Here is a 17693-nt window from a genome sequence, read left to right on the forward strand (position 1 = left end):
GACCCCCCGGGGGGGGCGGGGGCGCCGGCCCCCCCCCCGCCCCCCGCCCGGCCCCCGCCGCCCCCGGGGCGGCCGGGGCGGGGCGGGCCCCCCCCGCCCCGCCCCACGACCGTTTTCGCGTACGGGGCTCAGCGGGGCGCGGGGTCGTCGCGCTCGACCGCGGTGCCGGGCACCACGCGCGGCGCGGCCGGTCCGCCGTCCGCGTCCTGGTCCTTGAGCGCCTTCGACTCGCTTCTGAAGATCCGGGCCGCCTTGCCCGCCGACCGGGTCAGCTCCGGCAGTTTCTTGATGCCGAGGACCACCACGACGACAACGAGGATCAGGGCCAGCTCACTCAGGCCGAACATCAGGTCTTCTCTCTTCCAGTCCGTGACGGGTCCGCTCCGGGCGCGGGCGACGGTCCGACCGGGCCACCGGTGTCGCACCGAAATCTACAGTGCTGTAGAAGTCTCTCCTGGAACAAGATCGTTCAACAGACCCGCCTTCCGGCCCGGTTGGCCGGGAACAGTGTGCTGCACCAAGGAGCGGAGCGGATGACCGACCTCATCGAGACGGCGGCCGGGACAAAGGCCCTGCGCCGGGCCGTGGCGCGGCGGTGCCGTGCGGTGACCGACGCCCGCTGGTTCGGCGTCACCGTGTTCGCGCTGATCCTGGTGAACGCCGCGCTCCTCGGCGTCGAGACGTATCCCGGGCTCGTGGCGGAGACCGAGCGCTGGTTACGGCTCGCCGAGCACGCCTGCGTCGCGGCCTTCACCGTCGAGATCCTGCTGCGCCTCGCCGCGCACGCCGACCGGCCCCGCGACTTCTTCCGCGACCCGTGGAACCTCTTCGACCTCGCCGTGGTGCTGAGCGCCTTCCTGCCGGTGGTCCGCGAGAACACCACCGTGCTGCGGCTGCTGAGGCTGGCCCGGGTGCTGCGCACCGCCCGTTTCCTGCCGCAGCTCAGGATCGTCCTGGTCGCGGTCGGCCGCAGCCTCCCCGGCACCCTGAGCTTCCTGCTGGTCGGCGCTCTGCTGCTGTACGTCTACGCCATGGTGGGCTGGGTGTTCTTCGCGCACCACGACCCGGAGCACTTCGGCTCCATCGGCCGGGCCGTCCTCACCCTCTTCCTGCTCATGACGCTGGACGGCATCGGCGACGCGGTCCGGGCGGGCCTCGAGATCTCCCGCTGGAGCATCCTCTACTACGCGTCGTACGTGCTGCTCGCCTCGTTCGTCCTCGTCAACGTCCTCATCGGCGTGGTCATCACCTCGCTGGACGAGGCGCGGGCCATGGAGCGGGACGGCGCGGAGGCGGGCGGCACGGCAGGCGATCCGTCGCCCGCCGGCGGTGCGGGCGCCGGCGAGCCCGAGGTGCTGCGGGCGCGCCTCGCGGCGGCCCGCCGCGCGCTGGACGATCTGGAACGCGGCCTGCCCGCGGTACCGGAGTGACGCGCGGGCGGCCGGTGACGGCGTCCGGAAACCGCGCGCGAAAACGTTGAACAGAGAACGCGTGTTCCGGCATTCGACGGGAACACGGAGCAGCGGAGGTTGATAACTATGGTTCCCCTGCTTCTCGTTCTGCTGCTGGCGCTCATTCTTTTCGGCGCCGGATTCGCGCTCAAGGCACTGTGGTGGATCGCCGTCATCGTGCTCGTCGTGTGGCTCCTCGGTTTCATCGTCCGCCCCGCCGCCGGCGGCGGCCGCCGGGGCCGCTGGTATCGGTGGTAACGCCGCACGCAGCGGAAGTGCCGGTTTTCGCCGCCCCCTGGTCACACCGGGGGCGGCGAAAACCGGCACTTCTGCTTTCCCGGGTCCTGTAAACATTCCGGCCGGATGACCTGCCTTCCGACCGGGAGACGTGTATCCCGGCCGGAAGAGAAGAGCCGTATCGAGCCGTATCTCAGTCGGACACCCGGTTCTGTTCCGGAATGCGCGGCTCGAAACAGGCGGTCACGGTTTTCCCGTGCCGCTGGCAATAGGTCTGCCAACTGTCGGCCAGATTCCGCACGATGCTCACTCCCCGCCCCGAGAGGTCGTCGATGTCGGCGTCCTTCTCCTCGGGCAGTTCGGCGGACTCGTCGTGGACGCTCACGTGCAGGCAGAACCCGTCCCAGGCGAGCACGAGCCGGGCGTCGCTGTGCGCGTGCACGTGGGCGTTCGTCAGCAGTTCGGAGACCGCGAGCACGACCGCGTCGACCAAGTCCGGTTCCTGCGCGGCCCATTCGAGCGAGGCGAGGGTGTCACGCGTCCACTGCCTGCCGACCCGGACACCCCCGGACACGGGGAACGAGTGGGCCCATCCCTTAGCCCTGACTGGCACTGTGCACTCCCGAATCGATGATGCGTGGCGTTGTGCTTGGCGATGCTGCGTGGTGTGTCCTCATCGGGTGCCCGGGGCCGCCGCGATCAGGCATGGCCCGACGAGATGTCCCAGGGAGACTGATGTCCCGCCGAGACTCATGTCCCACTGGGACATGATGGGTGTAGAGTCGGAGACATGAAGGCAACGGAGCCCACCACCCTGGCCGGCGGCGCCACCGAGGACCGCAGGCGGCGCAAGGCGCGCCGGACGCGCAACGCCCTGGCCGCCGCCGCCCTGGAGCTGATCCTGGAGCGCGGCCTCGCCGCGACCACGGTGGAGGCGATCGCCGAGCGCGCCGACGTCACGCGCCGCACCTTCAGCAGGTACTTCGCGGGCAAGGAGGACGCCGCCCTCGACTTCGTCCGCGGCGACGGCGACCGCATCAACGAGCTGCTCCGGGCCCGCCCCGCCGCCGAGCCGCCGCTGCTCGCCTACCGCAGGGCCGTGACCGACTGGCTGGCCGACCGGGAGAACCCGGCCTGGCACGTACGCCCGCAGGTACGCGGACTGCTCGCCCTGGTGGACACCGAGCCCGCCCTCTTCGCCGCCTACGAGCGCATCCGGGTGGACGCCCAGGAGGAGTCGGTCCGGATCCTCGCCGGCCGGCTCGGCACCGAAGACGCCCGCGATCCGCGCCCGGCCGTCGTGGTGGACGCCGCCGCCGGAGTCCTCAGCGCCGCCCTGCGCATCTGGGCCCGCGCCGCGGGCGCACCCGACTCGGGAGCCGGAGACCTCGCCGCCCTGGTGGAGCAGGCCTACGACGCCCTGACCGAGGAGGCCACGTCAGCGGCCGCCCACCTCGGAACCGATGAGTGAACGCACTCATGACCAGAGAGTGAAAAGCACCATGAGCACCACCCCTGTCACCGACTACGCCACCGAGTTCGCCGGTAAGACCGCGCTGGTCACCGGCGCCGCGTCCGGCATCGGCCTGGCCACCGCCCGCCGCCTCGGCGCCGGCGGCGCGAACGTCGTCATCGCCGACTACAACCTCGAAGGCGCCGAGAAGGCCGCCGCCGAGCTGAAGGCGGAGGGCTTCGAGGCCGCCGCCGTCGCCCTGGACGTGACACGCCCGGAGTCCGTCGAAGCGGCCGTCCGCTTCGCCGCCGACACCTACGGCGGCCTCGACCTGGCCGTCAACAACGCGGGCATCGGCGGCCCGAGCGCCCCCACCGGCGAGTACGACATCGAGGCGTACGACCGCGTCGTCCGCACCAACCTCAACGGCGTCTTCTACTCGATGCGCCACGAGCTCCCCGTCATCGAGGCTGCGGGCAAGGGCGGCGCCATCGTGAACGTCGCCTCCATCCTCGGCTCCGTCTCCTTCGCGGGCTCGTCCGCCTACGTCGCCGCCAAGCACGGCGTGGTGGGCCTGACCAAGACCGCCGCCGCGGAGTACGCCGCCAAGGGCATCCGCATCAACGTGGTGGGCCCCGGCTTCATCGACACGCCGCTGCTGCGCACGATGGAGAAGGACGCCTACGACAGCCTGGTCGCCCTGCACCCGGCCGGCCGCCTGGGCGCCTCCGAGGAGGTCGCCGAGCTGATCGTGTTCCTGCTCTCCGAGCGCGCCTCGTTCGTTCACGGCAGCTACCACCTGGTCGACGGCGCCTACACCGCCGTCTGAGTCGGCCGAAGGAGAACCACCATGAAGGCACTGCAATACCGCACCATCGGTGCCGCCCCCGAAGTGGTGACGGTCCCCGACCCCGAGCCGGGTCCCGGCCAGGTGCTGCTGAAGGTCACCGCCGCAGGCGTCTGCCACTCCGACATCGCCGTGATGAGCTGGCCCGCCGAGGGCTTCCCCTACCCCCTGCCGCTCACCCTCGGCCATGAGGGCGTGGGCACGGTCGCCGGGCTCGGCGCCGGGGTGACCGGCCTCGCGGAGGGCGACGCCGTCGCCGTCTACGGGCCCTGGGGCTGCGGCAACTGCGCCAAGTGCGCGGAGGGCAAGGAGAACTACTGCCTGTACGCCGAGCAGCTCGGCATCCGGCCGCCCGGGCTCGGTTCGCCCGGCTCGATGGCCGAGTACATGATCGTGGACTCGCCCCGCCATCTGGTGCCGATCGACGGCCTCGACCCGGTCGCCACGGTGCCCCTGACGGACGCGGGGCTCACCCCGTACCACGCGATCAAGCGCTCGCTGCCGAAGCTGGTGCCCGGTTCGACCGCCGTGGTCATCGGCACCGGCGGGCTCGGGCACGTCGCCATCCAGCTGCTGCGGGCCATGACCCCGGCCCGGGTGATCGCCCTCGACGTCAGCGAGGACAAGCTGCGCCTGGCCCGTGAGGTCGGCGCGCACGAGGCCGTGCTGTCCGACGCGGGAGCCGCCGCGGCCGTCAAGGAGCTGACCGGCGGGCTCGGCGCCGAGGCGGTGTTCGACTTCGTCGGCGCGGAGCCCACCGTGCGCACCGCCGGGGCCGTCGCCGCCGTCGAGGCCGATGTGACGATCGTCGGCATCGGCGGGGCCGCGCTGCCCGTCGGCTTCGGCCTCCAGCCCTTCGAGGTGTCGGTCACGGCGCCGTACTGGGGCAGCCGGGGCGAGCTGATCGAGGTCCTGGACCTGGCGCGCAGTGGCGCCGTGTCCGTGCACACCGAGACGTTCTCGCTGGACGAGGCGCCGCGCGCGTACGAGCTGCTGCACTCCGGAAAGATCAACGGCCGTGCCGTGATCCTGCCGAACGGCTGAGCCGTCCGCCGCGCGGGCCGGGTGACCGTCAGCGCGGCCGTCCCCGGCCCGCACGCGCCGTCGTACCACCGGCGGCGCGGCGGGCCTCCGGCGTCTCAGCCCCTCGGCCGGCGACCCTGGTGGCGCAGGCGGCGGACCGGCTCAGGGTCCCCGGCCGCATCACCGCGAACGGTCCTGAGACCCGGGGGTGCTAGCCGGCCGACACCTTCACCTCGTCCGACGGGACGTCGCTCGCGTACGCGATGGAGAGGCCGGGGACCTCCTGGGCGACGCGGGCGACGACCGCGCGGTGCCAGGCGGCCGGGTAGCCGGACTCCCGGTGGGCGGCGCGGTACTCGGCGTCGTTGCGGTAGGTGACGATGCCCGGCTCGGGCAGGTCCCTGAGGCTGTCCACGGCCTTGGCGACGAACTCGCCGGTGAGCCGTTCGAGATCGGCGAGCGCCAGCCGCGCGGCACCGGGGATCGGCTCCTCGCCCCGCTCCCACGCGTCAACCGTGCTCGGTGACACCCCCATGTGCACGGCCAGCCAGGCACCGGTGAGACCCAGGAACTCGCGCACGACGCAGAACTCCGCCGGTGTCATGGTCCGGGCCTCGGCGGCGGCGTCACGGATGCGGTTCTCGGTCATGGTGTCCTTCCCGGTGCTCGGTCCGGTGCACCGCGGGGTGCACCCGGCCAGCTTAGGACAGCGCGCACGGAGCCCCGCGGGCTGTCAGGCTTCCCGTGACGAACGGAGTCCGACCCGTGACCACCATGACGCTGCGCGCCGAGGGCCCCGCCTCCGTGGACGAGGTGTGGGGGCGCTACGCCGCGCCCAGCCGCTGGCCCTCGTGGTCGCCGCAGATCCGCGCCGTACGCGTGGCCGTGGACCGGATCGCCCCTGGTCTGCGGGGCGAGGTCGTCTCACTGGCCGGGATCACCGCGTCCTTCGTCGTGGAGGCGGTCGACGAGGAGCGGCGGCGGTGGACCTGGCGGGTGCGGCTCGGCCCCGTACGGCTGCGGCTGCACCACGAGGTCGGGCCCAGGCCCCGCGAAGGGGGCCCCGACGGCACCGAGACGAGCCTGCGGATGGAGGGCCCGGCCCCGGCGCTGCTGCTCTACGCGGGCCCGGCCCGGCTGGCCCTCGGCCGACTGGTACGGGACTGAGCCGGACGGCGTCGGGCGAGCCGGGCGGCGTCGGCCGCCGCGCCCGGGTGTACGTCACTCGTCGCGCCGCGCCCCGGGCACCGTCACTCGTCGTCGCGCCGTGCGATCAGCACCGCCGCCGTGCCCGCCCGCGCGCAACCCGCGCAGAACAGCCACACCGCCGTGTACGCGCCCTCCGTCGGCGTACGGTCCGTGCCGTCCGGTCCGTGCCGTGCGCCGCCGACAGCGCGGTCGGCAGCGCGGTCGGCAGCGCGGCGATGACGCCGCCCGCGAGGGATCCGCCGAACGTCTGTCACGGTCGCTGGTGTTCCGGTGCGAGGTGGCGCACGGTCTGTCCGGCCGGCCCGTGAGCGTGCGCCTGTGGTGCGTGGCGCCGCCCGCCGACACCGCGCGGATCACCGCTCACCTGTCGGCCATGCGCGAGACCCGGCTGAGCGCCTCGCTGCCGGGCCGTACAACCTGCTCCGGGCAGCGCCCTGCCTCGGTACCGCTGGGACAGCGGCACGGTGGCCGCGGCGGAGGGCCGGCTGCTGGGCCGGCTGCGCGCGGCGCACGGCGGATGAACCGGCCCGCCCCCGCCGGTCGCGCCGACGTCACACCCCGCCGCCGAAGAACACTTGCACCTCGCGGATGAGCTTGTCCCGGATGGTGATCGCCTCGACGTTGCGGTACCGGCCGCCCGACGCAGGCTCGTACTCGTAGTACACGAAGACGAGTTCCGCGTTCACGGGCGTGATGTGCAGCAGCCGCTGGCTCCTGAAGTGACCGGCGGTCGGGAAGCAGCGCTCGAAGAACGCCGCCCTGTCGATGTGGTCGTCCCGGGGGCTGGTGAACGTGAAATCGTCGGCGTACAGGGTGAAGGCCGCATCGCGGTCCTGCGACCTGTAGTGGCGGAACGCCGCCTCGACGACATCGCTCGCGCTGTCGCTCATGGAACCTCCCCAACGCCGTGAAACGCCGGACATCCGTCCCTCGCCCCCACGATAGAGGCGTTGCGCGACAGAGGTGCCCCACGACAGAGGTGTCCCGCGGCGGAGGTGCCCCACGACGGAGGCGGGCCGAGACAGAGGCGGACCGCCACGGAAACAGGCCACCGCTGAAGCGGGTCACCACGGAAGCGGACCGCCACGGAAGCGGGCCACCACGGAAGCAGGTCACCACGGAAGCAGGTCACCACGGAAGCGGGCCGCGACCGGCCCGGATCCGGGTCCCGGCCCAGGCCCAGGCCGGATCAGGAGGCGGCCCCCTGATCACCGCCCGCCGACCGGGCCAGCTTGTCCGTGACGTCCACGGTGTTCTCGGCGGGCGGCGCCTCGACGTCGGCCTCGGTGCCGAAGTCGCTGAACCTGAGCGTCGTCGCCGTGGTGACCTGCTGCGTCTTCTGCTGCCCGCTGCCGGCCTGGCGCACGGTCAGCCGGACGGTCTCCTGGCGCAGCCGGCCCTCGTCGTCCAGCCACAGGTCCAGCGGCAGTGACGAGGTGCCGAGCTGCTCGCGCAGCCGGTCGGCCTCGCTCTCGTCGCCTCCCGCCAGGGTGCGGACGTCGACCTCGACGCGGTAGTGCGTGGTGCGCACACCGTCGACCGTGTCGGTCCCCTTCTTCGTGACCTCGCCGTCGCGCACGGCCTTGGTGTACGCGAACGACTCGGCCGGGTCGCTGACCTGGCCGCCACCGCCGGAACCGGAACGGTTCAGCTTCGCGAGGTCGACGCTCATCCAGGTCTTGCCCGTGGGCAGTCCCGCGCGCTGCTCGGCGGGCGGCTTCTGGAACACGACGCCGTCGTGGACCCGTTGCTCCATCTCCTGCCCCTGCGAGGTCAGCGTCATCCGGCTGTCCCCCTTCGCCAGGTTCATGACACCCGAACCGCGTACCGCCACGGTCTTCCCGTCCGCGGTCGCCTTCGTGACGACGGCCGCCTTCGCCGTGTCCGCCGCGGCCGTCTTGCGGTACGCGGCCCGTACCGCCTGCGACCCGGACGCGCCCTGCCCGCCGTCCGACCGGCCCTCGTCCCCGCCGTCACCGCCGCTGTCGGAACAGCCGGCCAGTCCCACGGCGAGCACCAGCATGGCGGCAGCGCCTGCGAAGCGTGTCCTGGTCATACGCATACGCGCATTCCTCTCAACTGAGTACTTATGGCAGCAAGTTGCTTCCCACTCGTCTGCCCGGTCCGGACCATGCCACTCCTCCGCGAAGAAGTGCGCGGCCGGCCGGGGCGCTCAACTTCCCGATCATGGGCACACGACAGTTGATCTTGACGTCCGCGAGAGGGGATGCACCGCCGATGCCGATGCCCGGACCCATGCGTCGAATAAGCCGGCCGGACCTCACCGGCGGCCGCCGGCCGGACCCCGCCCGTCGCCGGACGGGCCGCGGGCGCGGCTTCGATCTCCGCGCCACGGCCCTGCTGTTCGGCGTGCTCGCCACGGTCGTCGTCCTGTTCGGCCTGGCCGGCCGCGTGGTGATCGGCGCCGTCGAACGACAGCCCGCACTGGCCGCGGCGCTCTGCCTGGTCGGCGTATCGGCGGCGGTCCTCTTCCGGCGCGGCCGGCGCCGCTTCTCCGCGGGCCGGGCCGCGCGCCGGGCGGTCGCCGCCCTGGACGAGGGCGCCGCCACCGCCGTACGCACCCTGGAGAGCGCGGCGGCAACTCCCGTAGCGGCGCCCGCGCTGCCCGTGCCGGTGCCCGCGGAGGAACCGTTCCCGACGGCCGACGAGCCGACGGTGCCGCTGCCGGACCCCGAGCTCCCCGGGCTACCCGAGTTCCCCGAGTTCCCCGAAGCGACGGCCGAGCCGGCTTATGAGCCCGCCGAGTCCGACACCGAGTCCGACACCGAGTGCGCCTACGACAGCGACTACGACAGTGGCTACGCCGGCGACTACGACCTCATGGACGGCGACGAGTTCGAGCAGGCGGTCGCGGCGCTGTGCGAGCGGGACGGCTGCACGGACGTCGAAGTCGTGGGCGGCGCCGGGGACTTGGGGGCCGACGTACTGGCGACGGCGCCGGACGGACGGCGCGTCGTCATCCAGTGCAAGCGGTACTGCGACACCAACAAGGTGGGCTCGCAGGACCTCCAGCGCTTCGGCGGGACGTGCTTCACCGTGCACGAGGCCCAGGTCGCCGCACTGGTCACGACGAGCGAGTTCACGGCCCCCGCCACGGAGTACGCCGAACAGTGCGGCATCACCTGCTTCGACCGGGAGGCACTGCTCGCCTGGAGCGACGGCACGGGCCCGGAGCCCTGGACGGCCGCCGACACAGCCCCCGATCCCGGCACGTGCGACCCATGTGTGAACACGGAGTGAAGAAAGCGAAAAAATGGCGGTAAGCTCTGGCGTCTCATCAAGCACCAGAGCACCAGAGGGGGGACCTCACATGCGCAAGCGCCTTGTCGTCGCTGCCGCCGTGACCGTCGGCACGCTGACGGCCGTGGCCACTCCCGCGCAGGCGGCCGAGTACTCGTCGGCCCTGAAGATCCGCGGCATCCAGTACGACGCTCCCGGCCGGGACTCCAACAGCTGCTCGTCGGGCAACACCGACAAGGAGTACCTGACGATCAAGAACTACTCGAAGTCGGCGACCGTCAACCTCAAGGGCTACGTGGTCAAGGACGCGTCCGGGAACCGGTTCACGTTCACCAAGAACCACTACCTCCAGCCCGGTGACTACGTGAAGCTGCGCGGCGGCCGGGGCACCGACTCCGACAAGAAGAACGTCGTGTACCGCAACAACTGCAACTTCATGTGGAACAACGACCGCGACACCATCTACCTCTACAAGCCGTCCGGCAGCCGCGCGGACGTGCACTCCTACACCAAGAGCGCGAACGACCGCGACGGCAACGGTTACATCGGCTACCACGGCTGATCCGGGGGCGGACACGCGGCCGGCCCGGCTCCCGCGGGACGGGGGCCGGGCCGGCCGTTGTCGTACTACGCGTGGCGGGAGCCGCCGTACGGGCTCAGTGGGCGGCCGTGGCCGCGCGGCCGTAGCGGCGCTCGAAGCGCTCGACGCGCCCCTCCGTGTCCATCACCCGCGAGTTCCCGGTGTGGAACGGGTGGCTCGCCGAGGAGATCTCGACGTCGATGAGCGGGTAGGTGTTGCCGTCCTCCCACTCGATCGTCCGGTCGGAGCGGGCGGTCGAACGGGTGAGGAAGGCCACGTCGGCGGCGGTGTCACGGAAGACGACGGAACGCGTTTCGGGGTGGATGCGGGACTTCATCGCGTGCTCTCCCTTGCTGTGGTTCTCCCGGTCGGACGTCCCGTGGTTCAGCGGGACTCGCGGAACGGGACGTGCTTCCCGGCCACCGCGTCGTACTTGCGCAGTACGAGGCGGTCGGGGTCGTTCAGGCGGTTCTTGCGCGTCACGTAGGTGACGCCGGTGCCGGCCGTCGACCTGAGGGTGACGACGGGACGCACGGTGCTGCGTGCCATGAGGTCCTCCTTCCGCCGGCATCTCACGGGATTTGACCCGCTCATGCCAGCCACACCCCGTCCAACAGCGGACCCCGCGCCCGCATTCCCGCTGCGGGCCCCCGTTCCGGAAGGGCGCGGCGCGGTCAGCCCGAGGTGCGGATGGCCGCGATGTCGAACTGGAGACGGACCTTCTCGCTCACCATGGCCCCGCCCTCGGCCAGCCGGGCGTTGTAGGTCAGGCCCCAGTCGGAGCGGTTGATGGTCGTCGTACCGTCGAAGCCCACGCGCTCGTAGCCGAACGGGTCGGTGACATGGCCGATGTAGGTCAGCTCCAGGTCGACGGGGCGGGTGACGTCCCTGATCGTGAGGTCGCCGGTCATGCGGTAGACGTCCCGGTCCGCGAGGTGCACGGCGGTGCTCGTGAAGGTCATCCGCGGATACCGGGCCGAGTCCAGGAAGTCGCGGCCCACCAGATGGGCGTCGCGCTGCTCCACCCCGGTGTCCACGCTGGCGGTGGACAGGGCGATCTCCGCCCGGGAGCGGGCCGGGTTCCGCCCGTCGAAGTACAGACGGCTCTCGAACTCCGTGAAGGCGCCGCGCACCGTCGTCACCATGGCGTGCCGCACGGAGAAGCCGATCCTGCTGTGCGCGGGGTCGACGACCCACTCCCCGGTGAGGGCGGCCAGAGCGGGATCGGGCAGGAACGCAGCATCAGGCGTCACCGGAGCGGCGACTGCCCCCGCGCGGCGCGGTGCGGAGCTACGGCTGAAAAGGTTCATGGACGAGGTTGGTACTCCACCGTCAAAAGGCCCCGCAAGCACTGATCGGAAACCCTCTCCCGGCGGTGACCAGACCTTCACAGATTCGCCGTTCCCGCTGGTGGCGCCGGGTCAGGGAGCCGGCACCCGGCGCGCAGCCGGCACAGCTCGGCGGTGAACTGGGCCCCCGCGAGCAGCGCCAGGTTGGACAGCCACAGCCACACGAGGAAGACGACCACGCCGGCCAGCGAGCCGTACAGCCTGCTGTAGGTGCTCAGGGTGGAGGCGTAGACCGCGAAGCCGGCCGAGGTGACCAGCCACAGACCGGCCGCGAGCACCCCGCCGGGCAGACTGTGGCGGCGCTCGCGGGCGGTCGGCGGCCCGGTGTGGAACACGACCACGACGAGCAGCGCCACCAGTCCGATCAGCAGGGGCCACTTGAGCAGGGACCACAGCAGCGTCGCGGTGGAGCCGAGGCCGACGAGCCGGCCGAGGGTCTCGGCCAGCGGTCCGGTCAGCAGCAGCGCGAGCGCGCTCAGCAGGAGCAGTCCGAGCAGGGTCAGGGCGGTGAGCACCAGGCGGTGCGCCGTGCGCCAGACCGAGCGGTGGTCCTCGGCCCGGTGCATCCGGTGCAGGGCGCGCCGGCACACGGCCAGGTAGCTGGAGGCCGACCACAGGGCGCTGCCGGTGCCCGCGATCAGCACGGTCCACGCGGCGGACCGCTCGCTCACCATCTCGGCGAGCACGTGGTGCAGCTGGTTCGCCGACTGTCCGGGGGCGTACGCGGTGACGTGCGCGGTGAACTCCTCCGCGGTGCCGGGGCTGATCAGCCCGAACGCGGTCACCGCCACCAGCATGGCGGGCAGCAGCCCGAGGATGGCGTAGTAGGTCAGCGCGGCGGCCCAGTCGGACACGTCGTCGTTCCACATCGACACCGGGGTACGGCGCAGGGCGACGGCCCAGACCGCCGGGGTCCCCGTTCGGCGCGGCCGGGTCCGGGGCCCGGTCCAGGCCGTGACGAAGGGCCGGACGAGAAGCCCCAGCCGGGCCCGGGTACGGCGCAGCGCGGGCGTCGTCATCACCGGCCCCCCGTCCGCCCGCACGGCTTCAGCGACTTACGGGGCTCACGCGACTTCGACGACTCGCGCCTTTCCGGCGACTTCCGCGGCTCCCGCGACTTGCACGACTTCCCCGCTCGGCCCGCGCCGCCCGGGACGCACGGGCCACCCGAAACACCCGGAACACCAGCCGCACCGGACACCGCCGGGGAACCGCCGAAGAGGCCGGCGACCGCGGGCGCTCTGCCCGCGATCGGTCCGGCGATTGCCTCGCTCACCCTGCACCTCTCACCCGCGGGACGCGTGTAGGACGGGGGCGTCCCCGCCCCGGCGTCGGGGCGGGCTCCGCCCCTCGGCACCTGCATACGCACCTGCCCGGACTTCCCCGGCCGACTCCTGATCGGGGCCGATCGGTGCTGGTCGGGGCCGGTCAGGGCCGGTCGGGGCGCTGCGGCGGGCGGAGGCGCGGCGAGTGGAGGAGAGGGCGAGGACGGCGAGGAGGATGTGGAGCGGCCGCCGCCCTCCGTCGGCGATGGCGGCGGCCGCCCTGGCGAGGATCCCGCGGCTGTCCCTCCGCGGATCCCCGCAGGAATCGCCCTCACGGTGCTGGGGGCATGCGGGAGGCGCCCCAACTCGCGCAGTCCGTGAGGACGAGGGGCCGGGCCCGCAGTTCGCTGCAGGATGCGGTCTCCGGCCACCCAGTGGTCCGTTTCTACAGGCCCGGGGACAGGGGGCCGGGGTTCCCCGACGGGGAACCGTGCTGCTGTCCGAGATCCTAGACCGCTGGCGGCAGGGGGGAAGGGCGCTATTCGGCCTGTGCCGGACCGCAAACCCCGCCACGTGCGCGGACGTGGCCGAATCGGCGACGTTGCGCCCCGGGCCGCGGTCCGCCCGGCCGGCCCCGGGCGGGGCATCGTCGGCGGGCAGTGGGCAGGTGGCGGCCGCGCGGCACGCGGTGCCGCGCCCTTCGGCGCACCCCCGGCGGTCCCGTACGCGGCCGGAACCAGCGCGCCCCGCACGGCGCGGGGCCACCGCCCCCGGCCCGTCCGCGACGGACGCCGGGGCACCGCCGCGCCGCGCGGGACGGGCCCGCCGCGGCCCCCGCCCGCGCCGTCCGCCCCCGGCGACACACCGCCGTACCAGTCGGATCGGAGCCCACGGCGCGGACAAGGATCGCCGTCCGCCCTTCCGGGCGGGGGCCCGGGCCTGACAGACTCCGAAGGGTGCCCGACTTCGACATACTCGTCATCGGATCCGGTCCGGGCGGCCAGAAAGCCGCCATCGCCGCAGCCAAGCTCGGCCGCCGAGTCGCCGTCATCGACCGCCCCGACATGGTCGGCGGAGTCTCCATCCACACCGGGACCATCCCCTCCAAGACCCTGCGCGAGGCGGTCCTCTATCTCACCGGCCTGACCCAGCGCGATCTGTACGGTCAGAGCTACCGCCTCAAAGAGGACATCACCGTCACCGACCTGACCTCGCGCACCCAGCACGTGGTGGGCCGCGAGGTCGACGTCATCCGCAGTCAGCTCTCCCGCAACCACGTCTCCCTCTATCCCGGCACCGGCCGCTTCGTGGACGACCACACCATCGCCCTGCGCGAAGTCAACGGCAACGAAAGGCTGTTGAGCGCCGAGCACATCGTCATCGCCACGGGCACCAGACCCGCCCGGCCGGACAGCGTCGAGTTCGATGGCCGGACGATCATGGACTCGGACAACGTGCTCAATGTGGAGCGGGTGCCGCGCTCCATGGTCATCGTCGGGGCCGGGGTGATCGGTATGGAGTACGCCTCCATGTTCGCCGCGCTCGGCAGCAAGGTGACGGTCGTCGAGAAGCGGTCCGGGATGCTGGACTTCTGCGACGTCGAGGTCATCGAAGCGCTCAAGTACCACCTGCGGGACCTGGCCGTCACCTTCCGCTTCGGGGAGACCGTCGCCGCCGTGGAGCGTCATCCGCGCGGCACCCTCACCGTGCTGGAGAGCGGCAAGAAGATCCCCGCCGACGCCGTGATGTACTCCGCGGGGCGGCAGGGCCTCACGGACGAACTCGACCTGGACAAGGCCGGGTTGACCGCCGACCGGCGCGGCCGGATCAAGGTCGACGAGCACTACCGCACCGAGGTGGAGCACATCTACGCCGTCGGCGACGTCATAGGCTTCCCGGCACTGGCCGCGACCTCGATGGAGCAGGGCCGTACGGCGGCGTACCACGCCTGCGGCGAGCCGGTGAACCGGATGCACGACCTCCAGCCGATCGGCATCTACACCATCCCGGAGATCAGTTTCATCGGCCGGACCGAGGACGAACTGACCGAGGCGTGCGTGCCGTTCGAGGTCGGCATCTCCCGCTACCGCGAGCTCGCCCGGGGCCAGATCATCGGCGACTCGCATGGCATGCTCAAGCTGCTGGTCTCCCCCGACGACCGCAAGCTGCTCGGCGTGCACTGCTTCGGCACCGGGGCGACCGAACTGATCCACATCGGCCAGTCCGTGATGGGCTGCGGCGGCACGGTCGACTATCTGGTCGACGCGGTGTTCAACTATCCGACGCTGGCCGAGTCGTACAAGGTCGCCGCGCTCGACGCGACCAACCGGATCCGGCAGATCAACCAGCTCAGGGAGTGACCGGGACGGACACCCGGCCCGCGGGCCGGGTGTCCCCCCCCCGCCCGTACGCGGACGCCGCCCCGAAGGCGTGCCGGGCCGGCGTCCTGCGCGGGCCCCGGCGAGGGACCGCATAAGCTCGTCGAATGGCGAAGTACTTCGACGTGCACCCCGACAACCCCCAGCCGCGGACCATCGGCCAGGTCGCCGACAGCATCCGCGCGGACGCGCTGATCGTGTACCCCACGGACTCCTGCTTCGCGCTAGGCTGCCGGTTCGGCAGCCGGGACGGCATCGACCGCATCCGTACGATCCGTCATCTGGACGACCGCCACCACTTCACCCTGGTGTGCCAGAACTTCGCCCAGCTCGGCCAGTTCGTACGGGTCGACAAGGACGTGTTCCGGTCCATCAAGGCGCTGACGCCCGGCCCGTACACCTTCATCCTGCCCGCCACCAAGGAGGTGCCGCGCAAGCTGCTGCACCCGAAGAAGCACACGGTGGGGGTCCGCATCCCCGACCATGTCGTGGCGCAGGCGCTGCTCGCCGAGCTCGGTGAGCCGCTCGTCTCCAGCACCCTGCTGCTGCCCGACGAGGAGGAACCGCTGACCCAGGGCTGGGAGATCAAGGAGCGCCTCGACCACGTGGTGGACGCGGTGGTCGACTCCGGGGACTGCGGCACCGAACCGACGACGGTGATCGACTTCTCCGGCGGCGAGGCCGAGGTGGTCCGCCGGGGCGCGGGCGACCTCGCCCGCTTCGAGTGAACGGAGCGGGCGCACCGAGCGGGCGCGCCGGGCTGCCGTACCGACCGGCCGCACGGCACGGCACGGCCCACCCCGCGTCCCCACTCGTGCTTACTGTCGAGTAATATCGCGCGGCAGCCCCCAGAGGAGGAACCGTGCCCAGCTCGGACCGCTCACCCCTGTTGCTCGCCGGCCTGCTGGCCACCGCGGGCGCCGCCCACTTCGCCTCGCCGAAACCCTTCGACTCGATCGTCCCGCGCGCCCTGCCCGGCTCGCCCAGGACCTGGACGTACGTGAGCGGCGCGGCGGAACTGGCGCTGGCCGCCGGAGTGGCCCTCCCGCGCACCCGGCGCCCCGCGGCGCTGGCCGCGGCGGCGTTCTTCGTCGGGGTGTTCCCCGCGAATGTGAAAATGGCGTACGACTGGCGCGACCGTCCGGCTCCGCTCAGGAGGACGGCGCTCGCCCGGCTCCCGCTCCAGGTGCCGCTCGTCCTGTGGGCGCGCGGTGTCGCCAGGAGTGCGGGTGCCGGCGGGAACACGGGAGGCCGGCCATGACGCGGGTGAACGTGGGCGACCGCGTGGAGGACTTCGCCCTGCCGGACGAGACCGGCGCCGAGCGACGCCTGTCGGACCTGCTCGGCGACGGTCCGGTGGTGCTCTTCTTCTATCCGGCCGCCCTCAGTACCGGCTGCACCGCGCAGGCGTGCCACTTCCGCGATCTCGCCGCCGAGTTCGCCGCCGCCGGTGCGCGGCCCGTCGGCATCAGCGGTGACGCGGTCGAGCGGCAGCAGGAGTTCGCCGACCGCCACTCCCTCGGGTTCCCGCTGCTGTCCGACCCCGAGGGCACGGTCCGCGAACGGTTCGGGGTCAGGCGCGGTTTCACCATGGCCCCCACGAAGCGGGCCACGTTCGTCATCGCGCAGGACCGTACGGTCCTGGAGGTCGTACGCAGCGAACTGCGGATGAGCGCCCACGCGGACCGCGCCCTGGCGGCCCTGCGCGCCCACCGGACCGGGGACTGACACACCGGACCGGGGACTGACACAGCGGACACGCCGGACGCCCGGCCGGGAGAACCCCGGCCGGGCGTCCGCGTCGTTCCGTCGCGCCGGTGCGTCAGTCTTCCTTGCACTTGTTGCCGAAGGCCGGGTTCAGCAGCCCCACGACGTCGATGCTGTTGCCGCACACGTTGGCTCCGACCTCGACCGGCACCTGGATCGTGTTGCCCGACACCACACCGGGGCTGTCCTTCGCGACGCCGACGGTGTCGCCGTCGTCCGCGGCGGCGGCACCGGCGGTGGCGAGGACCGAGACGGTGGCCAGAGCGGCCGCTGCCATCAGACGGATACGCATTGCAAACTCCATTCAGTCGCACGATTGCGGTCACTTCACCTTCGCCGCAGACACCGGCGACCGACATTGCTGTACGCCCGAACGGGGTTCGCCGGCCGCGTGGACCGGTCTGGGCCGGCCGCCGGATTTCCGCGGGCACACCGCCACGACGTGCGGAAAGAGGCCGCACCGGGAAGAATGCAAAGGCGCCCGCGCCAGTCGCGTCAGGCGAGCCGGCCGCCCGGTGACCACGGAGGGCCCCATCGGTGCGCCGCCGCCGTTCCGGGGTACCCGAGCGAGGCGATCAGGCCGACCAGGGAGAAACCATGGCAACTGCACAGCCCGAATCGACCCCTCCGAACAACTCCGCCGCGACCCCGGACGATCTCCTGCACACCGGCGCCGACGGTGAGGTGACCGCCGAGGACCTGGTGCTCGCCGCCGGCCGCGACGTCAATCCGGAGAGCCTCGCCTGGGCCGAGCGCAAGCTGGCGGAGGAGGGGCCCGCGGCCCTGCACAAGCTGCTGCCGTAGACGATCGCCGCCGGTCTCCGGGCCTGCGGGCACATGTGACGGGCGCGGCCGACACGAGAGGTGTCGGCC

The 17693-nt window shown here is 72.3% G+C and carries 23 protein-coding genes; 13 read left to right on the forward strand and 10 right to left on the reverse strand.

Going from position 1 to position 17693, the window contains the following annotated elements; translation table 11 throughout:
* Positions 1-128: 128 nt before the first annotated feature.
* Positions 129-347 (reverse strand): twin-arginine translocase TatA/TatE family subunit, encoded by a 219-nt coding sequence (locus ACFV6E_RS41535; RefSeq protein WP_385177950.1) that lies wholly within the window; start codon positions 345-347, stop codon positions 129-131.
* 186 nt (positions 348-533) lie between these two features.
* On the opposite strand from ACFV6E_RS41535, the gene ACFV6E_RS41540 reads away from it, so the two are divergent.
* Together ACFV6E_RS41540 and ACFV6E_RS41545 are read left to right on the forward strand one after the other, a co-directional pair.
* A complete protein-coding gene (locus ACFV6E_RS41540) occupies positions 534-1430 on the forward strand; it encodes an ion transporter (protein WP_385177952.1) in 897 nt (298 codons plus the stop codon).
* A 108-nt stretch (positions 1431-1538) separates the two neighbouring features.
* Positions 1539-1709, forward strand: coding sequence for a hydrophobic protein (locus tag ACFV6E_RS41545; RefSeq protein ID WP_385177954.1), 171 nt, complete (start codon positions 1539-1541; stop codon positions 1707-1709).
* A 172-nt stretch (positions 1710-1881) separates the two neighbouring features.
* Here ACFV6E_RS41545 and ACFV6E_RS41550 read toward each other — a convergent pair whose 3' ends face one another.
* The gene (locus tag ACFV6E_RS41550) at positions 1882-2301 is read right to left on the reverse strand and encodes an ATP-binding protein (RefSeq protein ID WP_385174694.1); all 420 of its coding nucleotides are present in this window, start codon (positions 2299-2301) and stop codon (positions 1882-1884) included.
* Between the two features lie 177 nt (positions 2302-2478).
* Between ACFV6E_RS41550 and ACFV6E_RS41555 the strand changes: the two genes are divergently transcribed.
* The 3 genes from ACFV6E_RS41555 to ACFV6E_RS41565 are packed head-to-tail and all read left to right on the forward strand — an operon-like array spanning position 2479 to position 5032.
* Entirely contained in the window at positions 2479-3159 is a 681-nt protein-coding gene (locus ACFV6E_RS41555) for a TetR family transcriptional regulator (protein WP_385468888.1), read from the forward strand.
* A 31-nt stretch (positions 3160-3190) separates the two neighbouring features.
* Positions 3191-3970 carry an SDR family NAD(P)-dependent oxidoreductase gene (locus ACFV6E_RS41560; RefSeq protein WP_385174700.1) on the forward strand — a complete coding sequence of 260 codons (780 nt, stop codon included), beginning with the start codon at positions 3191-3193 and terminating at the stop codon, positions 3968-3970.
* 21 nt (positions 3971-3991) lie between these two features.
* Positions 3992-5032, forward strand: coding sequence for an NAD(P)-dependent alcohol dehydrogenase (locus ACFV6E_RS41565; RefSeq protein WP_385174703.1), 1041 nt, complete (start codon positions 3992-3994; stop codon positions 5030-5032).
* A 190-nt stretch (positions 5033-5222) separates the two neighbouring features.
* On the opposite strand, the gene ACFV6E_RS41570 is transcribed toward ACFV6E_RS41565, so the two are convergent.
* A complete protein-coding gene (locus ACFV6E_RS41570; RefSeq protein ID WP_385468892.1) occupies positions 5223-5660 on the reverse strand; it encodes a helix-turn-helix domain-containing protein in 438 nt (145 codons plus the stop codon).
* A 125-nt stretch (positions 5661-5785) separates the two neighbouring features.
* On the opposite strand from ACFV6E_RS41570, the gene ACFV6E_RS41575 reads away from it, so the two are divergent.
* Positions 5786-6178 carry an SRPBCC family protein gene (locus tag ACFV6E_RS41575; protein WP_385174747.1) on the forward strand — a complete coding sequence of 131 codons (393 nt, stop codon included), beginning with the start codon at positions 5786-5788 and terminating at the stop codon, positions 6176-6178.
* A 593-nt stretch (positions 6179-6771) separates the two neighbouring features.
* On the opposite strand, the gene ACFV6E_RS41580 is transcribed toward ACFV6E_RS41575, so the two are convergent.
* Positions 6772-7110 carry a nuclear transport factor 2 family protein gene (locus ACFV6E_RS41580; RefSeq protein WP_385174712.1) on the reverse strand — a complete coding sequence of 113 codons (339 nt, stop codon included), beginning with the start codon at positions 7108-7110 and terminating at the stop codon, positions 6772-6774.
* 299 nt (positions 7111-7409) lie between these two features.
* Positions 7410-8276, reverse strand: a complete 867-nt coding sequence (locus ACFV6E_RS41585) for a hypothetical protein (protein ID WP_385174714.1) — start codon at positions 8274-8276, stop codon at positions 7410-7412.
* Between the two features lie 200 nt (positions 8277-8476).
* Here ACFV6E_RS41585 and ACFV6E_RS41590 point away from each other — a divergent pair, with 200 nt between their 5' ends.
* Positions 8477-9481 (forward strand): restriction endonuclease, encoded by a 1005-nt coding sequence (locus ACFV6E_RS41590; RefSeq protein WP_385174716.1) that lies wholly within the window; start codon positions 8477-8479, stop codon positions 9479-9481.
* 70 nt (positions 9482-9551) lie between these two features.
* Positions 9552-10043, forward strand: a complete 492-nt coding sequence (locus ACFV6E_RS41595) for a lamin tail domain-containing protein (protein ID WP_385174719.1) — start codon at positions 9552-9554, stop codon at positions 10041-10043.
* 94 nt (positions 10044-10137) lie between these two features.
* On the opposite strand, the gene ACFV6E_RS41600 is transcribed toward ACFV6E_RS41595, so the two are convergent.
* From ACFV6E_RS41600 to ACFV6E_RS41615, 4 genes are all read right to left on the reverse strand, one after another.
* Positions 10138-10398 (reverse strand): type B 50S ribosomal protein L31, encoded by a 261-nt coding sequence (locus tag ACFV6E_RS41600; protein WP_385174722.1) that lies wholly within the window; start codon positions 10396-10398, stop codon positions 10138-10140.
* Between the two features lie 47 nt (positions 10399-10445).
* Positions 10446-10610, reverse strand: a complete 165-nt coding sequence (gene rpmG / locus ACFV6E_RS41605) for a 50S ribosomal protein L33 (protein WP_385174724.1) — start codon at positions 10608-10610, stop codon at positions 10446-10448.
* Positions 10611-10735: 125 nt separating this feature from the next.
* Positions 10736-11371, reverse strand: a complete 636-nt coding sequence (locus ACFV6E_RS41610; protein ID WP_385174727.1) for a YceI family protein — start codon at positions 11369-11371, stop codon at positions 10736-10738.
* Between the two features lie 77 nt (positions 11372-11448).
* Positions 11449-12279, reverse strand: a complete 831-nt coding sequence (locus ACFV6E_RS41615) for a YihY/virulence factor BrkB family protein (protein WP_385174750.1) — start codon at positions 12277-12279, stop codon at positions 11449-11451.
* Between the two features lie 1352 nt (positions 12280-13631).
* On the opposite strand from ACFV6E_RS41615, the gene sthA reads away from it, so the two are divergent.
* From sthA to ACFV6E_RS41635, 4 genes are all read left to right on the forward strand, one after another.
* Positions 13632-15035, forward strand: a complete 1404-nt coding sequence (gene sthA, locus ACFV6E_RS41620) for a Si-specific NAD(P)(+) transhydrogenase (protein WP_385174730.1) — start codon at positions 13632-13634, stop codon at positions 15033-15035.
* A gap of 125 nt (positions 15036-15160) precedes the next feature.
* Positions 15161-15781, forward strand: coding sequence for an L-threonylcarbamoyladenylate synthase (locus tag ACFV6E_RS41625; RefSeq protein ID WP_385174733.1), 621 nt, complete (start codon positions 15161-15163; stop codon positions 15779-15781).
* 134 nt (positions 15782-15915) lie between these two features.
* Complete coding sequence (locus tag ACFV6E_RS41630) at positions 15916-16314, forward strand: DoxX family protein (protein ID WP_385174736.1); 399 nt, start codon at positions 15916-15918, stop codon at positions 16312-16314.
* A complete protein-coding gene (locus tag ACFV6E_RS41635; RefSeq protein WP_385174738.1) occupies positions 16311-16781 on the forward strand; it encodes a peroxiredoxin in 471 nt (156 codons plus the stop codon). Before ACFV6E_RS41630 ends, ACFV6E_RS41635 begins: the two co-directional genes overlap by 4 nt.
* 94 nt (positions 16782-16875) lie before the next feature.
* Here the strand turns inward: ACFV6E_RS41635 and ACFV6E_RS41640 are convergent, their stop codons facing one another.
* A complete protein-coding gene (locus tag ACFV6E_RS41640; RefSeq protein WP_385174741.1) occupies positions 16876-17112 on the reverse strand; it encodes a chaplin in 237 nt (78 codons plus the stop codon).
* 305 nt (positions 17113-17417) lie between these two features.
* Here ACFV6E_RS41640 and ACFV6E_RS41645 point away from each other — a divergent pair, with 305 nt between their 5' ends.
* Positions 17418-17624: a hypothetical protein gene (locus tag ACFV6E_RS41645; RefSeq protein WP_385174744.1), complete on the forward strand. Its 207-nt coding sequence runs from the start codon at positions 17418-17420 to the stop codon at positions 17622-17624.
* Positions 17625-17693: the final 69 nt, after the last annotated feature.

This window comes from Streptomyces sp. NPDC059785, from assembly GCF_042732375.1.
Lineage (GTDB): Bacteria > Actinomycetota > Actinomycetes > Streptomycetales > Streptomycetaceae > Streptomyces.